Genomic DNA, 16,001 nt, shown 5'->3' on the forward strand with positions numbered 1-16,001 from the left:
GCGGCCCGCTTCGACTCCCCACATGGAGAAACACTGGATGAGAAAGGCATTGCTCGCCGCTTGTTGCCTCGTGGTGTCCGCCTGCAAGACGGCGGAGCCCGCGCCCACGCCTCCGGCCCCGCCGCCCCCCCAGGAGCAGCCGGCGCCCGAGCCGAAGCCGCTGCCGCCCGGACTGGACGCTGCGGCGATCAACGCGCAGGCGAACCCGTGCGAGGACTTCTACGAGTACGCGTGCGGCAACTGGGTGAAGAACACGGAGATCCCCGCGGATCGCCCGCGCTGGTCGCGCGGCTTCGACTCGATCGCCGCGCGCAACGAGGAGGTGCTCCGGGAGATCCTCGAGGCCGCGTCCACGGGCAAGGCCCCCGAGGGGACGCCGTACCCGCAGAAGCTGGGTGACTACTACGGCGCCTGCATGGACGAGGCGCAGCTGGAGGCCTCGCTGCCCGCGCTGAAGGCGGAGCTGGCGAAGCTGACGGCGGTGAAGAGCGCGAAGGACCTGGCCCAGGTGGTGGGCACGATGCATGCGCGCGGCGTGTTCCCGCTCTTCAACCTGAGCTCCAACAACGACCTGAAGGACGCCAGCCAGGTGATCGGCGAGGTGGACCAGGGCGGACTGGGGCTGCCGGACCGGGACTACTACCTGAAGGATGACGAGAAATCGAAGGCGCTGCGCACGGCGTACGCGGAGCACCTGAAGAACCTCTTCGTGCTGCTGGGCGAGACGCCGGAGCAGGCGGCGAAGAGCGCGGCGTCGGTGCTGGAGACGGAGACGGCGCTGGCGAAGGTGTCGCTGACGCGCGTGGAGCGCCGCGAGCCGAAGAGCCTCTACCACCGGTTGGAGCGCAAGGGCCTGAAGGCGGAGGCGCCGGCCTTCCCGTGGGACGTGTACTTCACGGCCGCGGGCGCGAAGGACGTGCAGGCGCTCAACGTCACGCACCCGCCCTTCTTCAAGGAGGTGGAGCGGCTGGTGAAGACGGCGAAGCCGGAGACGTGGAAGGCGTACCTGACGTCGCAATACGTGATGAGCGTCATTCCGGCGCTGCCCAAGGCCTTCCAGGAGGAGCGCTTCCGCTTCACCTCGCAGAACCTGACGGGCGCGAAGGCGGACGTGCCGCGCTGGAAGAAGTGCGTGCGCTACACCAACGGTGCGCTGGGCGAGGCGCTGGCGCAGCCCTTCATCGCGAAGACGTTCGGCGCGGATGGCAAGACGACCACGCAGCAGATGGTGATGGAGGTCGAGAAGTCCTTCGAGCGCAACCTGGACACGCTGGCGTGGATGGACGCGCCCACGCGCGAGCAGGCGCTGGTGAAGGTGCGGAAGATCGCCAACAAGATTGGCTACCCGGACAAGTGGCGCAACTACGACGCGCTGAAGGTGGAGCGCGGCTCGTTCCTGGGCGCGTGGGTGAACGCGGAGGCGTTCGAGCAGGCGCGGCAGCTGGCGAAGATCGGCAAGCCGGTGGACAAGGACGAGTGGCTGACGCCGCCGTCCATCGTGAACGCCTTCTACAACCCGGCCCTCAACGAGATCATCTTCCCGGCGGGCATCCTGCAGCCTCCGTTCTTCAACCGCGAGGCGACGGCGCCAGTGAACTTCGGGGCCATGGGCATGGTGGTGGGGCATGAAATCACCCACGGCTTCGACGACGAGGGCCGCCAGTACGACGCCGTGGGCAACCTGCGCGACTGGTGGACGCCGGAGTCGGACAAGGCGTTCCGCGAGCGCGTGGCGTGCGTGAAGGAGCAGTACGACGGGTACACGGCCATCGACGAGCTGAAGGTGAACGGAGCGCTGACGCTCGGGGAGAACGTGGCGGACCTGGGCGGCCTGAAGCTGGCGCACGCGGCCATGGAGGCGTGGCTGGCGAGGGACCCCGAGGCGGCGAAGCAGGTGAATGGCTACCGCTTCACGCCGAGCCAGCAGTTCTTCCTGGGCTACGCGCAGTCGTGGTGCTCGAAGTACCGGGATCCCTTCGCGCGGCAGATGGCGATGGTGGATTCGCACTCGCCGCCGCACTGGCGGGTGAACGGGCCGCTGGGGAACCTGAAGGAGTTCCAGAAGGCCTTCCAGTGCCAGGAGGGCGCGAAGCTGGTGCGCCCGGCCGCGCGGCGCTGCGAGGTCTGGTAGCGCTCAGAAGAAGCTGAGCTGCGTGCCCGGCTTCATGGGGCGGCGGAAGGTGCTCTCCTTCTCCGCCCCCTCCCAGGGCCACTCGCTGTTGAGCCCCAGGCGGCGCGCGGTGGTGTTGAAGAGCTTGTGGATCGTGTCCGCGTAGAGGCCCTCGCCCCGCATGCGGACACTGAAGCGCGCGTCGTTGAGCGCTCCCCCGCGCGTCTCGCGGATGCGGTGCAGCACCCGCTCGGCCCGCAGGGGGAGCTTCTCGCGCAGGCGCTCCTCGAAGACGGCCTGCACGGGGCCCGGCAGCCGCAGCAGCGTGTAGAAGGCACGGGTGGCGCCGGCCTCGCGCGCCGCGGTGAGCACGCGCACCATGTCCTCGTCGTTGAGCCCGGGGATGACGGGCGCCACCGCCACGCCCACGGGGATGCCCGCCGCGGCCAGCCGCTCCATCGTCTGCAGCCGCCGCCGGGGCGTGGCCACGTACGGCTCCATGGCGCGCGCCACCTGCTCGTCGTGGAAGGGCAGGGTGATGCACACCGACACCCGGGCCTCCTGCGCCAGCGTCTTCAGCACGTCCAGGTCCCGCTCGATGAGCGGCCCCTTGGTGATGATGCCCACCGGGTTGCGGTACTCGGCGCAGACCTCCAGGCAGGCGCGGGTGAGCCGCAGCGAGGCCTCGAGGGGCTGGTAGCAGTCGGTGACGCCGCTGAAGGCGATGGCCTCTCCCTTCCAGCTCTTGCGCTCGAAGGCGGCGCGCAGCAACTCCGCGGCCTGGGGCTTCACCACCAGCTTCGTCTCGAAGTCCGTGCCGGCGCCGAAGCCGAGGTACTCGTGGTAGGGCCGCGCGTAGCAGTACGCGCAGGCGTGGAGGCAGCCCCGGTAGGGATTGACGCTCCAGGTGAAGCCGACGTCCGGGCTGTCGTTGCGCCCGAGCACCTCGCGGCTGTGGTCCTCGAGCACCTCCAGCTTCGCGGGAGGAATCTCGTCCAGGTACTCCACCGCGGTGGTGTCCCAGGGGTTGATCGGATTGGAGATGGGACGGGGCTTCACACTCCCAGGGTGAATCTGAAAGGACGTTCAGTCAAGAGGTTGATTGGGGAGGGGCTTCCCAACGTGGCCGGTCAGGCCGGCGAGCGGACGAGCCTGCTCACCGGGGAGGAGCGGCAGGTCGATGGTCATCCTGGCGCTCGTTGCCGGGAAGGCTCCAGCGCAGCAGATAGAAGCCGGGCAACAACGGCAGCCACAAGGTGAACCCCCGGAACAGCAGGGTGGCCGTCAGCGCGGCCTCCACCGGCAACCCGAGGAAGGAGAGCATGGCCACCGAGGCCGCCTCGAAGGTGCCCACGCCTCCGGGGAGGAAGGACACCGTCTGCGCCACGGAGGCCATCATGAAGCTCGCGAACACGGTGCCGAGCGACGTGGACTCACCCAGCGCCCGCACCAGGACGCCCAGCGTGGCGGCATCGAGGACGAAGACGGCCACCTGGAGCAAGGTGCCCTGCGCGAGCAGCGGAGGGTCACGGAGCAGCCTGGGGGGCACGCCGGCCACCGCGCGCAACAGGGCCGGGAGCCCGGGCACCCTCCGCAACCAGGGTCCCGGCCGCCAGTCCTCGCGCCCGGCGAGCAGCAGGATGATGGCGGGTACGGCGACAGCCACCCCGGAGAAGGCCGTGGCCATCCATCGCACCAGCGCATCCAACTCCTCGTGGGACCAGAGGTAGACGAGGCTCCAGCCCACCGAGAGGGCCTGGGCCGCGTAGAAGCACAGGAGGGTCATGAGGATGGCCGCCGCCGCCGCTCCCGGCGCGGCTCCCACCTTGCGAAGGCCTCGTGCCACCATCATCGAACCGCCAATGCCCGCCGTGGGGATGAGCTGGTCGAAGGTGAGCTTCATCAGCGACAGCCGGGCCAGCCCCCACACCGGGGCTCGCACGCCCGTGTGCCTCAGCACGCGCTGCCATTGGACGCCGTCGCACAGGTAGGTGGCCAACTGGAGCAGCACCGCCACCAGCAGCCATCCCGGCCGCGCCTGGCGCAACAGGTGGAGGAACCGCTCCTCCTCGGCATGGCGAGCGAGCACGAAGGCGACCAGGGCCATCAACAGGACGATCCCGGGCACCCACCACCAGCGCCCCCGCCGCATGGGAAGCGGGCCGTCCAGCAAGCCCCCTCCGCCCGGTGTCTCGGCTGTCGGGCTCGGCATCTGTTCCCCCTGGACCACGCGGGGTGTGGCCCGCGTGCGCACTTCCCACTCATGGAGGATGGGCTCGCACGGCGCGAGGTGCAGGCCCACGGGAAAGGCAGGGGTGGCACATGCTCTTCTTCCTCATCGTGATGTGCGTGGGGCTCGTGGGCCTGAGTGCCATGGCGATTCCCGGGGTCTTCCACCACGGGCATCTGGGACACGGGAGCGGGCATGTAACGCACGCACCCGGGCACGTGGCGCACGCGGGCCACGGCTTCATGCACTTCCTGCCCGAGCCCCGCCTCCTCTTCAGCCTGCTCGCGCTCTACGGCGCCTTCGGGAACGTGCTGGCGCTCACCCTCTCGTCCCTCTGGCTCGTGGCCCTGCTGGCGCTCCTCCCGGCGCTCCTGGTGGAGCGGTTCGTGCTCGCGCCTCTCTGGAAGCTGGCGTTCCAGTTCCAGGGGCGGCCCAGCTCGCCGCTCCCGGCGCTCCTCATGGAGGACGCGCGCGCGGTCACTCCCTTCCGCAACGGCAAGGGGCTGGTGCGGGTCATCCGCGATGGACGGAGCGTCCAGCTCAGCGCCCGGCTCGTCGAGGGCCAGTCGATGCTGCCAGTCCAGGTGGGGGACAAGCTCCGCATCGAGGAGATCGATCCCGAGAACGAGCGCGTCACCGTCTCATTATTTTGAGGGAAGGAGACTTCCGTGAACCCACTGCTCATCGCGGCCGCCGTCACCCTGCTGGTCATCCTCCTCACGCCCATGGTCGTCAGCGCATTCCTCCGGGACGTGGAGGCCGGGGAGATCCGCCTGGTGAGCTGGCTCAATGGCAACCTCCGCATCTACCGGGGGCCTTGCAAGGCGGTGGTGATTCCCATTCTCACCGTGAGCCGGACCGTTCCCGCCTCCGCCATCAACGTGGACATCGAGATCACCGACCAGACCGCGGACATGGATGCGAGCGGAGCGCCCGCGCCCGTGAAGGTCACCGTCAAGGCCTCCGCCATCGTGAGCGTCGGAGAGGAGGACGCGATGGTGAACACCTCCGCGAACAAGTTCTTCTCCAAATCCCCGGACGAGCAGCTCTCGACACTGACCGACGTGCTGTCCTCGGCGGGACGGCGGGCCATCAACCTGCTCAAGCATGATCAGCTCTTCAACTCCCGCACCGCCGCGCCGGCGGCCTCGGCTCCGCTCAAGGACAAGGAGGCGCTGGTGGCGCACGGCGAGGATGACGAGCTGGCGGTCATCATCAAGGAGGCCTGCTCCCGCGAGCTGTTGGACCTCGGGTTGTCCTTCAACAGCCTCAACATCAAGGCCGTGCTGAGCGAGGTGGCCGAGGCCCGGCGGCGCGAATCCGCGGCACGCGCCAAGGCCAGCGCGGACGTGGTGCAGGCGAGGGAGGAGCAGCGCGCGAAGATCGCCCAGCTCGAGGCCGCGCAGAAGGTCAACGACCAGGAGCGCGCCTTGAAGATGCAGATCGCCGCCAACGGGGCGGCCATCGCACGTGCCGAGGCCGAGCGCCAGGCCGTCATCCGCGAGCTGCGTCAGGCCGAGCTCGGTGCCTCGCAGATCACCCAGGCCCAGGCGGACGCGGATCAGAACGTCATCGCCCTGGAGGCGGAGGGGCGGGCCCAGGCGGCGCGCATCCGGCTGGTCGCCGAGGCCGAGGCGGATGCCATCCGCAAGAAGGCGCAGGCGCTGCTGGAGACGGGGCAGGTGTACCTCGAGCTGCGCCGCCTGGAGCTGGCTCCGGAGCTGACCCGCGCGGTGGCCGGGGCGCTCGCCAACAGCCAGTTCGTCAACTTCGGCGCCGCGGGCTCGAATGGTGGCCAGAGCGCCGTGACGGCCGGCTCGGACGACATCCTCCGGGTGGTGCAGACGCTGATGGCCGCCCAGGTCATCACCCATGCACCGTCCACGGGAACCGCACCGCCCACGGGGGATGGGGCCTCGCCCCCACGGAGCGCCCAGGGCGCCGGGAGCGCGGAGGGGCTGACGCCGTGGAACGCGTCCGGCCCCCACTAGTCGGCGCGGGCGCCCCCGCCCACGGAGAGCCGCCCACGGAGAGCCCTCCGGGCCGCGTCCTCCTCGTCCTCAGGGGCCGGGCCCGGCCTCCCCGCCCGGTCACATCCGCGCCCCGGACGCACCCTCTCCTCGAGGGAGGTGCAACATGAGGGTGAGCAAGAGCAGTGGAGGCCTGACGGTTCGCGCCATCGCCGGCACGCACAACATCCTCCTGGGAATCGATCTGGAGGAGGCTAAGCGCGAGGGCTGCCTCGGGTTCTCCATCCAAAGGGCCCGGCTGGATCCGGAGCAGAAGACTCCGGTGGCCTGGAGGTGGCTGCCCAACCGGCTCCGGTTCCCGAAGGATGTCAGCACCGGTCCCATCACCACCGAGCATTCCCCCGTGCAGAAATTCCGCTGGGGGGACTACACCGTCGAGCCGGGGACGGAATACCGCTACCGGGTGATCGCGCGCTATGGGCGCTGGGACACGCTGACCCCTGGCGCCACGGTGGAGCTCGACCTGAAGACGGAGTCGCCCACCGCGAGGAGCACGGCCGTCTTCTTCAATCGGGGCGCGGCGGCCAGCCAGGCCTATAACGACATGTTCGGAGCCCAGGACCCCGACGAGCTGGAGCCCCAGGCGAGGCAGAAGGCGCTGAAGTGGTTGTCACGGGGCCTCGAGGAAGCGCTGCTGGCGTTCCTGGCGCAGGCCGAGGGTGAGGGCTACGCCCTCCATGCCGCCATCTACGAGTTCCAGAAGCCGGAGTTGTTGGAGGGGCTGGTGGACGCGGCGAAGCGCGGCGCCGAGGTGAAGGCCGTGTACCACCACCGCCAGGCCGGCGAGAAGGACACCACCTGGCAGAAGAACGACAAGGCGATCGCCGCGAGCAGGCTCGTCCAGAGCGGGGTTCAGCTCCACCAGCGCAAGGCGGCTCCGCAGAGCGCCATCAGCCACAACAAGTTCGTGGTCCTGCTCCAGGACGGCGAGCCGCGAGCCGTGTGGACCGGCTCCACCAACTGGACGGAGGGCGCCATCTACGGGCAGCTCAACGTGGGGCACGCCGTGTACGACGAGGCGGTCGCGGGCGCCTACGAGCGGTACTTCCAGTTGCTCTTCTCGGATAGCGGGAGCGGCCCGCTCAAGACCGCCACCCGCGAGCTTTCTTCCGTCCTGGACGAGGAGGAGCTCCCCCCGGGCCCCGGCATCTGGCCCATCCTCTCGCCCCAGTCCAACGACGACATGCTCAAGCTGTACGCTTCCCTGTGCGAGCGGGCCCACCACCTGATGGTGTGCGCTCCCTTCGCGCTCGCCCCGGCGCTGTTGGATGTCCTGTCCAGCGAACCCGTGCGGCCAGGGACCCTGAGGTACCTCCTGGTGGACAAGGAGGGCAGCCTGGGGAAGCCCGAGCAGGTGCAACTCATCGAAGGGGACCCCTCCAACGAGCTGGGCGTGGCCACCACCCTCCACACCCCGCTTCACGACTTCCAGCGGCGGCTCCTCATGACGCCGGAGAGCTTCCACCATGACGGCATCCACATCCACTCGAAGATCATCGCCGTGGATCCGCTCGGGGACGATCCGATCCTCATCACCGGCTCGGCCAACTACTCGAACAACTCCACCCGGAACAACGACGAGAACAGCCTGGTGATTCGCGGGGACCTGGCGGTCGCGGACATCTACGCCACGGAGTTCATGCGGATGTTCGAGCACTACCACTTCCGCGGCGCCGTCTCGAAGGAGAACGAGAAGCGCACCCGGAGCGGAAGGGCCGCCGTGGACGCGCCCCTCTCGTTGAGGGAGGACGACTCCTGGTCCGAGCGCCACTACGTCGAGGGGAGCAGCGATGCGCTCGCCCGCCAGCTCTTCGCTGGCACGGGGGCGCAACCCCCCGAGCACGGGTGACGGCGGCGCCCTGGCTGGCCGCATCGAGGGGCGCGCTACCAGGAGGGCTCGATGGAGTGGGGGGTTGCCACCGTGGACGGCCAGGTGAGCGAGCGGGCAAGCCTGCTCGCCTGCCCCGTACCGCGGGGGTGCCTACCGTGGTCCCATGCGTTTCTGGCCCGCCCTCCTGTGCTGCCTGCTCCTCGGGATGCCCGTCCTGGCCGCCGAGGGTCCGCCCACGCCGGCGCCCCTCGAGGCCGCGGTGCGGGCCCACACGTCCTCCAAGGCCCTGCACCAGTTCTACGAGACACGGGGCTTCCAGCCGGCGTGGTTCTCCTATGACGGCACGGTGCGCCCGCAGGCGCGTGAGTACCTCGCGGCGCTCTGTGAGGCGGAGACGGAGGGCCTGTGGCCGGAGCGCTACCGGCGCGCGGAGCTCGAGGCGGCCCTGCATCGGCTGACGCTGGACGCGGAGCCGGGGGACGCGTGGGTGGAGGTGGAGCTGGGGCTGACGTCGAGCTTCCTCACCTATGCCTCGCATCTGCTGTCCGGCCAGGTGTCCTCGCGGGGTCTGCGGTGGCGCACGAAGCCTCCGGGGCCGGTGGTGCTGGCGGCGGTGCTGGAGGGCACGCTCGCGAGTGGAGACCTGTCCGGCACGCTGCGGAGCCTCTCCCCGAGCAATGAGGGCTTCGTGCGGCTGAGGGAGGCGCTCGCGCGCTACCGGGCCCTCGCCGCCGCCGGGGGATGGCCGCTGGTGCCGGAAGGCAAGCCGCTCGAGCGGGGCATGAGGGATTCACGAGTGGTGGTGCTGCGCGAGCGGCTGCGCGCCACGGGAGATCTTCCTTCGTCCGCGGAGGAGCGGTTGCTCTATCCGGGAGCGCCGGGGGTGGGCGTGGCGGCGCTGGTGGGGGACCTCGTCCGCGCGGCGATGGAGGAGCCGGCTCCGGAGTCTCCGAAGAAGCCCGTTCCCGAGGACCTCTACGACGCGGAGGTGGAGGAGGGGGTGAAGGCCTTCCAACGGCGGCACGGCCTGGCGGTGGACGGGAAGGTGGGCGGGGAGACGCTGAAGGCGCTGCGGGTGCCGGTGGAGGAGCGCATCGCGCAGCTGCTGGTGAACCTGGAGCGCTGGCGCTGGGCGCCGAGGGAGCTCGGGACGCGGTACGTGATGGTGAACCTGCCGGCCTTCGAGCTGGAGGCGGTGGACCAGGGCCGGACGGTGCTGCGGATGCCGGTGATCATCGGGCAGCGGGAGTGGAGCACACCGGTGCTGCGGGAGGAGGTGGAGTACCTGGTGCTGCATCCGACGTGGTACGTGCCGAGCCAGATCACCGCGGAGGAGGTGCTGCCGAAGCTGCGGGAGGATCCGGGGGCGGCGGCGAGGATGGGGCTGACGACGTACGACCGGGCCACGGGGGAGCCGGTGGATCCCTCGACGGTGGACTGGAGCGGGCTGGAGGCGGGCTCACTGCCCTACCGCTTCGCGCAGGATCCGGGGAGTGACAATCCGTTGGGCCGGGTGAAGTTCATGCTGCCCAACCGGTTCTCCATCTACCTGCACGACACGCCGAACCCGAAGCTCTTCGCGGAGGCGCAGCGGGCCTTCAGCCACGGCTGCATCCGGGTGGCCGAGCCGGCGAAGCTCGCGGACTTCCTGCTGCGAGGCCACGAGGGCTGGACGGAGGAGACGCTGGCGGCGGCGATGGCGGAGGAGGGAGGCAAGCAGCGGCGGGTGGAGCTGCCGGCGCCGGTGCCGGTGTACCTGCTGTACTGGACGAGCTTCGTGGACGCGGAGGGCCGGGTGCAGTTCCGGCCGGACGTGTACCGCCAGGACGGGGCGGTGAAGCGGGCGCTGGCGGTGAAGCCGGTGCCCGCGGCGGGCGAGTCTCCGGCGGCCTGCGGAGGGGCGCGCGGTTAGCGCTTGCTCCAGCGGGCCGGGGTGCCACGCACGTCGATGTGCACGAAGGGCCCGTGGACGCGGTTGGCGCGGTAGACGCCGTAGCCGCCGATGAGCTCGGGCACGCGCTGCTCCACGCGGTCCACGGCGCGGGCGAGCACCTCGGCGTCCTTCACGTCGACGCGCCCGTTGCCATCGAGGTCATCCATCTGCCCGTCGCCATTGTCGTCGAGCCAGACATCGGCCGCGTCGCCGTAGGTATGGCGGCTGAACTTCGCGCGGCCGTTCTCACCGGGCCCGTTGTACTGGGGCGTGCGGAAGCCGCTCATGACGTGGAGTCCCTTGGCGGGGTAGCCCTGGGTGCGCAGCTCCTGGAGCACGAGCTCCAGCTTGTCCACCAGGCGCAGGTCGAGCACGAGGTACTTGGGCCAGACATCGGCCTGGTCCTTGGTGAGGAAGTTGCGGAGGCGGAAGTGCTCGGAGACGGCGAAGTCCTGGTTCTGGGGCGTCACCTCGATGAGGAGCTCGGGAGGGGCGTAGCGGCCGGTGCGGCCAGCGGAGCGGGCCGGCCAGCGGCCGATGCGGTAGCCGTTGAGCTGCGTCTTCGAGCCGTCGAAATGGACGGGGGTGATGACGGCGGGTGCACTGGCCTCGGCGCCCTGGGTGGCGGGAGCGAGCGTCCAGACGCCGGGCTGGGCCGGGGCCTTCCAGCCCTCGTCGGTGATGGCGGCCGGGGCCTGGGTGTTCGAGCCCAACGCCAGCCAGCGGGCCTCCTTCACGTCCTCACGGACGGCGAAGTGCGGCTGGAGCGTCTCACCCGGAGGCACGACGACGGCGCGCAGGGCACCGCTGTGGCCACGGGAGACCAGCTCCACGGGCGTGGACGGAGCGGCGGCCGGCGCGGGGGCGGCGGCCATGGCGTACTGGGCCACCAGGAGCAGCGCGGCGACGAGGAAGAGGATGGCTGAACGGCTGAGGGGCAGGCGGCTACGGGATGAATTCACGCGGACCTGGAGCAACCGGCCGCGCGAAAAAATTCCCCCGGATTCCCCGGCTGGGCTCCAGGGCAGGGCAGGTGCTCGAAAGGACTCGGGAAATGACATGGCCGGTGACCCCTCCTCGGGAGAAGGAGGAGACACCGGCCAGGTGTGACGGGTTCCCGGAGGGGAGCCGCCGGCCTCAGCGGATGACGGGGACGATCTCCTTCGTCCACTGGGCGATGTGGTTGGACGTGGTGATGTCCTGGAAGGGCAGCACGAGGGCGGGGTAGCTCGGGTCCTGGCCGAGCGCCACCTTGTCCGGGTCCACGGCGGCGATCCACAGCAGCGTGCCGTTGGGGTTCTCATCCCCGCCGGGGAGCGGGTTGCGCAGTCCATACCTGCGGCTGGAGGAGAAGGTGAACCACTGCAGCCGCGAGCCCGGCTCCCGGGTGCGCTGGTAGAGGAACGGCGCCCACTTGGGGAAGGAGCTGGTGAGGTTCGCTCCGGTGTCGCGCTTGCCGGGCGCATTCGCGCGGGCGAGCTCGATGAGCGGAGCGCCCGCCTCGGCCCTCACGGCGAAGAGGCGCGCGGTGGGATCGCTGTCCGCGTTGCAGTCCTTCCCGGAGGTGGTGCCGCTCGGGCAGGTGGACTCGTTGAAGAGGAGGAACGTGTTGTCGGGCGAGATGGCCGGGTAGTAGCGGTTCTTGCCGTCCACGGCGGGCGCGAGCGTCACCGGTGCGCTCCAGCCCGAGCCGGTGCGGCTGACCATCTGGATGGCGCCCTTGCCGAAGCGCTGGTTGGTGCCCTTCACGCCCATCTGGACGAAGGCGAGCTTCTGCCCGTCCGCGGACCAGTCCGGGTGGCTGACGGGGTTGGTGCTGGTGCCCGTGCCCGCGAGGCTCTGCGCCTTCTTGCCGGTGTTGCCGTCGAAGAGCATCAGGTTGAAGTCGGTGGCGCCCGTGTCCGCGTAGACGCCCGCGTACTGCGAGCCATCCGGGTTCCACGACTCGAAGATGCTCTTGTCCGGAGAGCTGGCGCCCGCGTTGTAGGGCGCGAGCAGCGTCTTGCTGGCCACGTCCATCAGCACGATGCGTCCGGAGTTCTGGCCGCTGGCCTCGGCGACGATCTTCTTCCCGTCGCGCGACAGCGCATGGCAGCCGATGCACTCGCCGGCCGCGACTTCCGGACCGGCGAACTTCTCGCCCGTGAGCTGCGAGGCGCTCGAGAAGTCGAAGCGCATGATGGCCGAGCCGTTGGAGGTGGTCCAATAGTAGAGGCCGCCCGCGAGGTCATCGCGCGAGAAGGACACGGAGAGCGGCGTGGACGTGCCCACCTGCACGCCCGTGTCGTTGGTGCCGCGCAGGGTGATGGAGACGGGCTCGCCGCCGCGGTTGGTCTGGGTCAGCCACTGCCAGGTGGCGTCGTCCGGCCGGTAGATGCAGCCCCCATTCAGCGGCTGGGTGCAGCGCAGGTAGACCTTGAGGTCGGTGACGGCGTTCTGGAACGACAGCTCGAAGAGGGTGTTGCCCGTGCCCGGCAGGAAGTGGAGCTCCGCCCCGCGCATGTTGGGCGGCATGAGCACGCCCTCGTTGGGGTAGACGAGGTCCGGCTTGCGCGTGTCGCTGGGGGGACCGGCGAAGGGGCCCGCCGGGTCCTCGGGCAGCGAGGTGGAGGCCGGATCCTTCACGCTCGCCTGGAGCTTCACGGACACCTGTGTCGTGCCGCGCACGCTGCCCGCGAGGGCGGAGATCGTCGTCACACCGCCCTGGTTCTTGTAGGTGGTGAAGGTGCTGCCCGAGAAGCCACCGATGAAGCCGTTCTCCACCGAGAAGCGGACCTGCGCGGTGATGTCGCGCGTCCCGCCGCTGTCGAAGGTGCCGATGGCCTTGTAGGTGAGCGAGGCGGGCGTCTTCCCGGCCTCGATGAGGAGCACCTGGTCCGCGGGCTCGACGCTGATGGATTTCAGTCCGGGGAGCGGCTCGCCGCTGCCGGTGGTCCCCCCGTCGCTCGACGGGCCGCCCGGGCCGTTGCCGCCATCGTCCTCGCATCCAGTGGAGGCGACGAGGAGCACCGCGAGCAGGGTGGAGAGAAGAGCGGGAATGCGCATGGGGCGCATTCTGGCCCAGAAAAACCAGAGGCCGGCAATCCCTCGGACGTCCGAGAAATTGCCGGCCTCACAGAGAGCGGCGGACCGGGTTCGAACCGGCGACCCCGAGCTTGGGAAGCTCGTGCTCTACCAGCTGAGCTACCACCGCGTCGCAAGCAGTCTCAAAGTAGGGGCCCGCACGCGGCTTGTCAACGAGAAGTATCGGGGGGGCTATTCGCCCTCCTCAATGGTCAGCTGGTAGGCATCCTGGAAGTTGGCCTCGCGGTTGCGCGCGTCGCGGACCTCGAGGATGTAGACCCCGGGCTCGGCGCTGTAGCGGATGACCTCGGGCTGGTCTCCCCGGGCGCGATCGGACGTCTGCACGAGCGACAGCTTCCCGTCCTCGCCCAGGCGGTGCAGGTACAGCCCCACGTCCACCTTGAGGATGCCCAGCAGCGTCACCTTGATGGGCGTGCGCACCGGCCGGTCCGAGAGGTCCAGCCGGTAGTAGTCCACGTCCTTCAGCGGATAGACGGTGCCGCGCACCGCCTTGCCCGGAATGAGCTCCATGGCGCGGTCCACGGAGTTGTTGGGCTCGCGCTCCTGGCTGCCATCGTCCGGCACGGTCGTGACGGAGATGCGGTAGGGCTGGTCCGCGTTCTCGTAGTCGCGCACCCACTTGTTGTCCACCTTGCGCGCGGCGCTCTGCACCCGGAAGTAGCAGGTGCCGTTGCAGGCCACGTTGTTGAGGCGCTCGGGCTCCTTGATGGCGCCGTCGTTGGCGCGCTGGAGCACCGTCTCCTTCTGGCCCTCGCCCTCGGGGGCCGCCACCACGGACAGCTCCAGGTCCATGCGCTCCACGCCGGACAGCTCCACCTTGGCGAGCACCGGCTCGGCCGTCTTCAGGACGAAGTTGTCCACGTCGCCCTTGGGCGAGAGGAAGCCCTCCTTGTAGCCGTACGCCGGCAGGGGCGTGGCCTTGTACAGCTCGTCATTGGGCTCCAGCTCCGCGTTGGCGCCGGCCTCCTCCTGCGTCACCGTGAGCGTGTACGGCTTCTCCGAGTTGAAGCCCCGCTTCGCCTCCTTGCCCGTGCCCACCCAGCCGCTCTTCACCACCACGTACACCACGCGATCGCTCGCCCTCACGCCGATGTTGCGCAGCGAGTAGCCCTGGCCCTCCTGGCCCTTGGGCGTGACGAAGAGTGGCGCCTCCGCGGCCGAGAGCACCGACAGCTCCGCGCGGACGCCCTCGATGCCCGTGAGCTCGATCTTCAGCGCCATCGCGGGCGGCTCCTCCGGCGCGGGCTGGATGCCTCCCTGGCCGGGGACGGGCACGGGGACCTGGAAGCCTCCGGGCTGCTGCGCCTGGGCACCGGCCGCGGCCGGGTTGCCCTCGGGGCTGGGGGCGTTGGCCGTCCCCTCGGGATTCGCGGCCGGCTCGGTGGGCGGATTCTCCGTCCCCTCGGGCGCCGGAGGCTGGCCCTCGGCGGGAGGCGGCTGGGCCCCGGTGGTATCTCCCGGGTTCGGCGCGGGAGCGGGGGCCGGGGGCGGCGTGGCGCCCGCGGGGGGCTCGGGCAGCTCCAGCCGGTACCAGTCCTCGTCGGCCGCGTGCCCGATGAAGCCGGACACCGCCTGGCCGAACTGCATCGGCGTGGCGTCCACGGCGCGGTCATTGGGCTCGCGCTCCACGCCCTCCTCGGGCTCGTGGTAGCGCACCTCGAGCGTATAGGCGCCGCCGGTGCCCTTGCGGGCCGAGGCCACGCGCACCCAGCGCTCGCGCTCCACGTAGAGGTTGGGGAAGCGCTCGGGCTTGCCGTCGCCCCCGCTGTTGATGCCGGCGCTGCGGATGCCGGGGGCGTCGTACACCTCCAGCAGCACGTCTCCGCCGGGGATGCCGGTGACGCTGACGTCCGCCACGCGCGGGTTGGCGGGGGCGAGCCGGTACCAGTCCTCGTCGGGCTTGGACGGATCCGCGCCCAGGCTGGCGGTCACCGTCGCGTCCCGGCCGAGGCTCGGGGCCTGCTCGGGCCGATCGTTGGGCTCCTTCTCGTTCAACAGCTCGGGCCCGGTGACGACCGGTCCGGCGTCCGCTTCCTCGGTGCCCTTGTTGGAGCAACCGCTCGGGCAGCCGGCGAGCAACAGGGCCCACGGCCACACCCACCCCAGACGTCGCATTCCGTTCCCTCTTGGCATTCGGGCGCCTACTCAATCCCCTGGCGCCCGGGTGTCAAGGTTCGCCAACAAACGAATTGGCGCTTTCATCCCGGGATGGGAATGGAGGGAGGACGGAGCGGGGGCGTTCCCGGCCCGGAGGTACGACGGGCCCGGAGGGTGTGGCTCGGGGGAGGGGACGCCCGCGAGGGGCGTGAGCTCTCAGCCGATGGCGCTCTTCTTCTTCGCGCTGAAGTGACGGAAGAAGTCGATGATTTCCTGCTCGGCGACCTTGGCGTCCGTGGCGTCGGCGAACTCCGACTCGAGGAACATGCCGCCACAAGACTCGCAGGTGTCGTAGTGCAGGGGGTGCTGACGGTCACCGCCGTCCACCCGGATCAGGTCTACCTGGCACTCGGGGCAATGGCCGGTGAGAGCCTCCGCGTCGACCTTCCCGCCCTGGCTCTCCAGCCCGGGGAGGTTGTTGTGGAGGAGGATCCGGTTGAGATCCGCGACGTCGATCCACAGCCCGCCGCAATCTCCACACTTTCGCAACGTCTCATGGTCCCCTTCGAGATCGGCCATCTCGACGCTGCAACCGGGGCAATTCATGGGGCGGGTCATTCTCCTGTAGGGGGGAGCAGCGCTCCCGTTGGGGACGGCTCGGGGGCGTTGCCCCCAGGCCGTTCAGG

General features: G+C 70.0%; 11 protein-coding genes and 1 tRNA gene. 5 read left to right on the forward strand and 7 right to left on the reverse strand.

Features of this window, described 5'->3' with window-relative positions; translation table 11 throughout:
• Positions 1 to 37: 37 nt before the first annotated feature.
• Entirely contained in the window at positions 38 to 2,131 is a 2,094-nt protein-coding gene (locus tag AC16DP_RS01080; RefSeq protein ID WP_329727742.1) for a M13 family metallopeptidase, read from the forward strand.
• A gap of 3 nt (positions 2,132 to 2,134) precedes the next feature.
• On the opposite strand, the gene AC16DP_RS01085 is transcribed toward AC16DP_RS01080, so the two are convergent.
• Positions 2,135 to 3,169 (reverse strand): PA0069 family radical SAM protein, encoded by a 1,035-nt coding sequence (locus AC16DP_RS01085; RefSeq protein ID WP_329727743.1) that lies wholly within the window; start codon positions 3,167 to 3,169, stop codon positions 2,135 to 2,137.
• Positions 3,170 to 3,266: 97 nt separating this feature from the next.
• Positions 3,267 to 4,322 (reverse strand): lysylphosphatidylglycerol synthase transmembrane domain-containing protein, encoded by a 1,056-nt coding sequence (locus AC16DP_RS01090; RefSeq protein WP_329727744.1) that lies wholly within the window; start codon positions 4,320 to 4,322, stop codon positions 3,267 to 3,269.
• A gap of 110 nt (positions 4,323 to 4,432) precedes the next feature.
• Here AC16DP_RS01090 and AC16DP_RS01095 point away from each other — a divergent pair, with 110 nt between their 5' ends.
• The 4 genes from AC16DP_RS01095 to AC16DP_RS01110 all read left to right on the forward strand — a co-directional run bounded on the left by AC16DP_RS01095 (position 4,433) and on the right by AC16DP_RS01110 (position 10,113).
• The gene (locus tag AC16DP_RS01095; protein WP_329727745.1) at positions 4,433 to 4,993 is read left to right on the forward strand and encodes a hypothetical protein; all 561 of its coding nucleotides are present in this window, start codon (positions 4,433 to 4,435) and stop codon (positions 4,991 to 4,993) included.
• Positions 4,994 to 5,008: 15 nt separating this feature from the next.
• A complete protein-coding gene (locus AC16DP_RS01100) occupies positions 5,009 to 6,331 on the forward strand; it encodes a flotillin family protein (RefSeq protein ID WP_329727746.1) in 1,323 nt (440 codons plus the stop codon).
• A gap of 145 nt (positions 6,332 to 6,476) precedes the next feature.
• A complete protein-coding gene (locus AC16DP_RS01105; RefSeq protein ID WP_329727747.1) occupies positions 6,477 to 8,219 on the forward strand; it encodes a phospholipase D-like domain-containing protein in 1,743 nt (580 codons plus the stop codon).
• Positions 8,220 to 8,364: 145 nt separating this feature from the next.
• Positions 8,365 to 10,113, forward strand: coding sequence for a L,D-transpeptidase family protein (locus AC16DP_RS01110; RefSeq protein ID WP_329727748.1), 1,749 nt, complete (start codon positions 8,365 to 8,367; stop codon positions 10,111 to 10,113).
• Here the strand turns inward: AC16DP_RS01110 and AC16DP_RS01115 are convergent.
• From AC16DP_RS01115 to AC16DP_RS01135, 5 genes are all read right to left on the reverse strand, one after another.
• A complete protein-coding gene (locus tag AC16DP_RS01115; protein ID WP_329727749.1) occupies positions 10,110 to 11,096 on the reverse strand; it encodes a D-Ala-D-Ala carboxypeptidase family metallohydrolase in 987 nt (328 codons plus the stop codon). The two genes, AC16DP_RS01110 and AC16DP_RS01115, sit on opposite strands and share 4 nt — an antisense overlap.
• A 175-nt stretch (positions 11,097 to 11,271) precedes the next feature.
• Positions 11,272 to 13,179: a TolB family protein gene (locus tag AC16DP_RS01120; RefSeq protein WP_329727750.1), complete on the reverse strand. Its 1,908-nt coding sequence runs from the start codon at positions 13,177 to 13,179 to the stop codon at positions 11,272 to 11,274.
• A 75-nt stretch (positions 13,180 to 13,254) separates the two neighbouring features.
• Positions 13,255 to 13,327 (reverse strand) — tRNA-Gly (locus AC16DP_RS01125).
• A gap of 62 nt (positions 13,328 to 13,389) precedes the next feature.
• Positions 13,390 to 15,333, reverse strand: coding sequence for an ABC transporter substrate-binding protein (locus tag AC16DP_RS01130; RefSeq protein WP_329727751.1), 1,944 nt, complete (start codon positions 15,331 to 15,333; stop codon positions 13,390 to 13,392).
• A 198-nt stretch (positions 15,334 to 15,531) separates the two neighbouring features.
• The gene (locus AC16DP_RS01135) at positions 15,532 to 15,921 is read right to left on the reverse strand and encodes a zf-TFIIB domain-containing protein (protein WP_329727752.1); all 390 of its coding nucleotides are present in this window, start codon (positions 15,919 to 15,921) and stop codon (positions 15,532 to 15,534) included.
• Positions 15,922 to 16,001: the final 80 nt, after the last annotated feature.

The sequence above is a fragment of the Archangium sp. genome, from assembly GCF_057119385.1.

What these genes read in the sequence shown, in the direction of transcription:
- AC16DP_RS01080 (WP_329727742.1), top strand. Translation starts at nt 38, where the DNA reads ATGAGAAAGGCATTGCTCGCCGCTTGTTGCCTCGTGGTGTCCGCCTGC.
- AC16DP_RS01090 (WP_329727744.1), bottom strand. Translation starts at nt 4,322, where the DNA reads ATGCCGAGCCCGACAGCCGAGACACCGGGCGGAGGGGGCTTGCTGGAC.
- AC16DP_RS01095 (WP_329727745.1), top strand. Translation starts at nt 4,433, where the DNA reads ATGCTCTTCTTCCTCATCGTGATGTGCGTGGGGCTCGTGGGCCTGAGT.
- AC16DP_RS01105 (WP_329727747.1), top strand. Translation starts at nt 6,477, where the DNA reads ATGAGGGTGAGCAAGAGCAGTGGAGGCCTGACGGTTCGCGCCATCGCC.
- AC16DP_RS01110 (WP_329727748.1), top strand. Translation starts at nt 8,365, where the DNA reads ATGCGTTTCTGGCCCGCCCTCCTGTGCTGCCTGCTCCTCGGGATGCCC.
- AC16DP_RS01120 (WP_329727750.1), bottom strand. Translation starts at nt 13,179, where the DNA reads ATGCGCATTCCCGCTCTTCTCTCCACCCTGCTCGCGGTGCTCCTCGTC.
- AC16DP_RS01130 (WP_329727751.1), bottom strand. Translation starts at nt 15,333, where the DNA reads ATGCGACGTCTGGGGTGGGTGTGGCCGTGGGCCCTGTTGCTCGCCGGC.
- AC16DP_RS01135 (WP_329727752.1), bottom strand. Translation starts at nt 15,921, where the DNA reads ATGAATTGCCCCGGTTGCAGCGTCGAGATGGCCGATCTCGAAGGGGAC.